Source organism: Microvirga sp. GN3, from assembly GCF_055792825.1.
In genome coordinates, this window is record NZ_JBVVAK010000293.1 from 1 (window position 1) to 4771 (window position 4771).

Below are 4771 nucleotides of genomic sequence, written 5' to 3' on the forward strand. Positions count from 1 at the left end.
TCGACGACCTGCATCGCCTCGCCCGCCGCGAGTTCGGCCGGCTGAAGCGCCGCCCCGAAATGATCGTCCGCTTCTTCCGCCATGCAGGTCTCTCCGTTACCGGAATCCCGTGACGATCATTAAGAGGGCTGTCATCGCAGAATGACGGCCCTTTTGCTTGGCGCACTCCCAATCGGTGAAACCCCAGAAACATCAATCAAGGACACCTGAAATGACTCAGGAATTGCACGAGGCCTTCGGGTTCAAGAAACACGACGTTGTTCAGATGCTTGTCGAGACCTCAGGTCTTGATGCCGAAGACAGCGAGATCACGCTCCCGATCGGCGCCGTAGCGATCATTGATCGCATTGAGCACCTGGAGGGACCTCGGGGCATTGCATTCACTCTCGCCATCGAGGGCAAGATCGTCAACGTGTTCGACGAGGGAGATGGTCTCCTGTCCAAGATCTTCTTCGAGCCGGTCCTCACGGAAAAGGACGACACCAAGCGCCCATTCATGCTTGCCGACGTGCAGGATGCCGACACCTATACTCACGCCGCCTTCGTTCACGGTGAGGATTCTGAAGGTGATCACGAGGTAGGCGATCTGCAGAACCTGTTCCGCGCCGCATGGGAACTCATGATGGAGGAGCAGAAGGTCGATTTCCTTTTCACTGACCAGGCGAAGGCCGTTCTGTCGGCCGCCAACATCCTCAACGATTGAACCATCCAAGGTTCCCGGAGAAACGTCATGAACCGTGCTCGCCCCACTCGTGCTCAGATGAAATCGATTTTTGAGTTGTTCCAGCGGTCCGCCGACGGGAGCTCCAGCTATCGTGCCTTCCGGAAGCGTTTCCGTCATTTCTCTCTCAACGACATCTTCGGCGGCACCTGGCACGGGATGTTCATTGGCATTGAGGCCGACGGCTACCGGCACTCCTGACGAAGTTAATGGTAGTCTCGCCACTTTGTTGCCACGGTTCCCATGCCCAACTAGCCTCCTTCGCGTGACGGATCGGTCACCGGAGGGTGGGACATGACGTTCCGCCGGAGGGGAACTACTAGGGACTAGAGACGAGAATGGCGACTGGGACGGTGAAGTGGTTTAACGAAACCAAAGGCTACGGCTTCATTCAGCCGGACAATGGCGGCAAGGACGTGTTCGTTCATATTTCAGCGGTGGAGCGCGCAGGCCTCCGGAGTCTGAAGGACGGACAGAAAATCTCCTACGAGGTCGAACAGGACCGTCGGACGGGGAAAGAGTCTGCGGCCAACCTGCAGCAGGTCTAAGACCTCTCACATTTGCGGATTGCTCCGCCTTCACGATGAGCCGCTCCATTTCGGAGCGGCTTTTTTGTTGTGCCTGCCAACCTGGAGAACCCCGACGATGCAGACATCAACCCCTGACTTCCTCGGCGACGAGCGTTTCATCAGTGAGCACCGCAAGGTCTTTGTGATGTTTATGGGTCGCGACGGCTACTCGCAGGAAATGTCCACCGAGGAGTTCCCGCGCCTGCGCGAGACCGTCAAACTCGATGCCTGTCCTAAGGCCTATCTACGCCTGCAGCGGACCGGGTCGCGCTTCGCTCTCGACCGGCGCAAGAAAATGGAGATCGCAGAGATCTACCATAAGGCTGGAGAACATGCGTATTTCGGCTATTGCGTTGCGCTCGGCATCAAGCCTGAGTGATTGGACCTTGCTGCAGCTTCCTATTATCACTCAGCAGAGGCGAACTATTTCGGGGTATCAGCCCCTTAGAGCCCGCCTCTGGAAGGAGACGCAGTGACCACCTGCCTTATGGAAATCCTGGAGCGCGATGCTGCTGTTATGAGAGCCAAGATGGCCGAAGTCATGCCTGCCGCAGGCGGCGAAGCACAGCAAGCTCGCGAGTTGATGATCCTGCTTCATACCGGGCTTTTCGTCATTCAGCAGGACGAGACCAGCACCGCAGAGGAGTTGCAGGAGTTCGCCGGGCAAATCCTCGACAGGACCCGGATCACCAAACAATAGCTGCCGAAATATTCTTGTGAGTTCCCGGTGATTTAGCTCGGGGCAAAGCGGCCGGTAACCGCGCTCAGCTATCGAAAACAGCTGACAATCATGACGATCACCGCCATTTGGCGCGGGAAGGGAATGTTTCGGTACCTTTGGAGACATAAAGCGTTCAGCGCCGTGCTGCTCCTCCTGTTCGGAGCAGGCCTGTACCTGAAGCCGATCGCCGCCTGGTGCGGGCTGGCGCTGCTGCTCTTCTTGCGCCTGACGAAGGTCCATTCGCTCCTGCTGATCTATGATCTGACCGATCGGGCGGCCTTGAAGCATGTCCGGACCCTATCAACGAAACGGGTCCATATGCTCGCGCCGGACGAATATGGGAATGTGTCTGAGGACACGTGGGACAAGCACCTCAACACCTTCATCAAGAAAACGCTCTTGCCTGAATTCCAGCGGAGGGAGATCGATCACCTGCCGGCGAAGGATCCGAATCGGTACGCCGCCCGTCTCAGGACGCGGATCAACCGGATCATTGACCGGTTCCAGCCAGCCGAACCGCTCGCGGAATCCGATGACACAATGACCGGCAGGGAGTTTGAGCTCTACTGCCGGGATATCCTGCAGGATGCCGGCTGGCATGCAGCGCTTACACCCGGATCAGGCGATCAGGGCGCCGACATCATTGCAGAGAAGGAGGATCGGCGGGTTGTGATCCAGTGCAAATTCTACAACGGCACCGTCGGCAATAAAGCCGTTCAGGAGGCTTATGCCGCCACCGCCTTTCAGGATGCACCTTACGCAGTGGTGGTCACCAATTCGGTCTTCACCAAGTCGGCCCACCAACTCGCGCACAAGAATGGCGTGCTGCTGATGCACCACACTGATCTGCCACGGCTTGAACTGATCGTCACCAGCGGGGCCGGGTCCCGCTGATACAAGATTCCATTTAGCCGCCTGATGTCTTCAGGAAGTCGTCGATCGACAGCTGCGCCGAATTGGCCGGTTTCGCCCTCGGCTTCTTCGGACCTTCGTCGGTTCCGGCTGCTACAGGCTGTTTGCGCGGGATCGGTGTGTCTTCCGACTGCATGCGCTTCATTCGGGCTTTTGCCTTGTCCCGTGCTTGCGCTTCTTCGGAATTCGGATCTTCGGTCAACCATTTCCCTCGGCGAATGACTTCGTTCACGCGCCCCTGATTAACCCCAAGCCGGAAAGCAATCTCCTGCTGAGTCATGTCGGTGGTGTTATGAAGCTCGAGGACCTTACGGGCGAGCTCGGGCGTCATCTTGCGCCCAGACACCCGGCGGGCTGGAGCGATCGACCGCGTCTTCTTCTCCTCCTTGCGCATCTTCTCCAGGATGGCCAGGGCCATATGCATGCCTTGGGCGCGCAGGGCTTCTTCGAATTGCTTCAGCGTAGCCAAAAGAGAGCCTCCTGAACTCCTGCCCCGATGCACGCACACCGGTTCAGACTGACTTTTGAACGACGAAGAGGTGGTGAGACGGTCCGTCAGCCCCGCACGGCTATCCGGATAGGCCCGCCGAATTAAGCCGACCCGAACCAGAATAGAGTCCATGATTCGCGTTTTTCAAGCTCGGCTATTCCAATTGGTTGTTGATTTGTTCTGATGCCTTCTCCAATGGCAGCCAGGACCACCTCTCCAACTGGTGCACGCTCAGTTTGTTAATGATTATCGACTCCAACTGGCGCTTGGACGATTGCGCTGCTTGGGCGTAGCCTACGGGGGATATGTCTCCTCAAGCTTGAGCACAAGCCTGTTGAGATGTTCAGGCATGTCTGCTGCAAGGACATCTTCGTAGACGCTCCTCAAGGAGTGGCCGAGGATAAAGACGACCTGCTCCTGAGAGAAATTCAAGCTGCTGGGGATCTCACGCGACCGATCCCGAGTGTTATTCTGCTGCATGGCATAGTTCTCATGGCTGTGCCCTGCATTGCCCCTGATTAACGTATGTGAAGGGCAACTCGCGCTGCCGTGATCGGTTGCAGCGAGCGTAGGAAAGCCGGTCGCTCATTTCTTTGCTGCGACGCTGAAACCATTATGCTTCCCCCGGCTTGGTCCTTCGACGGCGACTCAACCGGATTGCGTTAGTACGCCATCACACGCAGGATTTGCCGACTGCTCTCGTGGGTTCTTAAACAGCAGCCAAATTCAGACCGTCCGTGAGCCCCGCACCCGCCTCGGCTCTGACACCAAGGAGGCTACGATAGTGCAACCGCCAGGGCCGAAGCACGCCTCCCCACTCTCCGTTGAGTGCTGAGACGCCCTTCAGCTCAACAACCTGGATTCTTTCACCGGCGTTGCCGGATCATCCAAACAGATCGTGACTTCGTGTCACTCAGGGCCCTTCCCTCGCTGGAATGGGCCCTGTCCCTTTCATATGAGCATGCTGGTGAATGGTTCACCCTGCTAGCTGCAGATGGGAACGCAGTAGAGGTTGATCCGTTTTTGTCGCGTTATGCCCTGCTCGACCTGTGAATGTGAGATCCCGGACAATCTGGGGGTGTGCCCTCATTGCGGCCGCCCACAGGATCCATTCACCCACAACAAACGGACGCTGGCTGTATTTGCTCTGCTAACCACCTTATTGGCTGGCGCTTTCGTTCTCCAGGCACTGATCCGCCCAGACTGAAACCTTCGGTCGCGTGCACCGTTACCCGTGGCCTGCCCCCTGAGAAGTGGTCCTCCCTGATGTATGGCTTTCAAGCCGAATGGAGGACAAGCGAATGAGCAAGAAGAGACACACGGCCGAGGACATCGTCGCGAAACTGCGGCAGGTGGAT

The 4771-nt window shown here is 57.4% G+C and carries 8 protein-coding genes; 6 read left to right on the plus strand and 2 right to left on the minus strand.

Annotation, left to right across the window (positions count from 1 at the left end; translation table 11 throughout):
* Positions 1-211 precede the first annotated feature (211 nt).
* The 6 genes from ACS5Q1_RS46605 (at position 212) to ACS5Q1_RS46630 (ending at position 2905) form a co-directional block, all read left to right on the plus strand.
* Positions 212-703, plus strand: coding sequence for a hypothetical protein (locus ACS5Q1_RS46605; protein ID WP_473104573.1), 492 nt, complete (start codon positions 212-214; stop codon positions 701-703).
* 27 nt (positions 704-730) lie between these two features.
* Complete coding sequence (locus tag ACS5Q1_RS46610; RefSeq protein WP_473104574.1) at positions 731-922, plus strand: hypothetical protein; 192 nt, start codon at positions 731-733, stop codon at positions 920-922.
* Between the two features lie 137 nt (positions 923-1059).
* Positions 1060-1269 carry a cold-shock protein gene (locus ACS5Q1_RS46615; protein WP_473104575.1) on the plus strand — a complete coding sequence of 70 codons (210 nt, stop codon included), beginning with the start codon at positions 1060-1062 and terminating at the stop codon, positions 1267-1269.
* Between the two features lie 97 nt (positions 1270-1366).
* Entirely contained in the window at positions 1367-1669 is a 303-nt protein-coding gene (locus ACS5Q1_RS46620; protein ID WP_473104576.1) for a hypothetical protein, read from the plus strand.
* A gap of 150 nt (positions 1670-1819) precedes the next feature.
* On the plus strand, positions 1820-1990 hold the full coding sequence (locus ACS5Q1_RS46625; protein WP_473104577.1) for a hypothetical protein: 171 nt from the start codon (positions 1820-1822) through the stop codon (positions 1988-1990).
* A gap of 123 nt (positions 1991-2113) precedes the next feature.
* Entirely contained in the window at positions 2114-2905 is a 792-nt protein-coding gene (locus tag ACS5Q1_RS46630; protein WP_473104578.1) for a restriction endonuclease, read from the plus strand.
* 13 nt (positions 2906-2918) lie between these two features.
* On the opposite strand, the gene ACS5Q1_RS46635 is transcribed toward ACS5Q1_RS46630, so the two are convergent.
* Both ACS5Q1_RS46635 and ACS5Q1_RS46640 read right to left on the minus strand, forming a co-directional pair.
* Positions 2919-3392: a sigma factor-like helix-turn-helix DNA-binding protein gene (locus tag ACS5Q1_RS46635; protein WP_473104580.1), complete on the minus strand. Its 474-nt coding sequence runs from the start codon at positions 3390-3392 to the stop codon at positions 2919-2921.
* A gap of 315 nt (positions 3393-3707) precedes the next feature.
* Entirely contained in the window at positions 3708-3893 is a 186-nt protein-coding gene (locus ACS5Q1_RS46640; protein WP_473104579.1) for a hypothetical protein, read from the minus strand.
* Positions 3894-4771 lie beyond the last annotated feature (878 nt).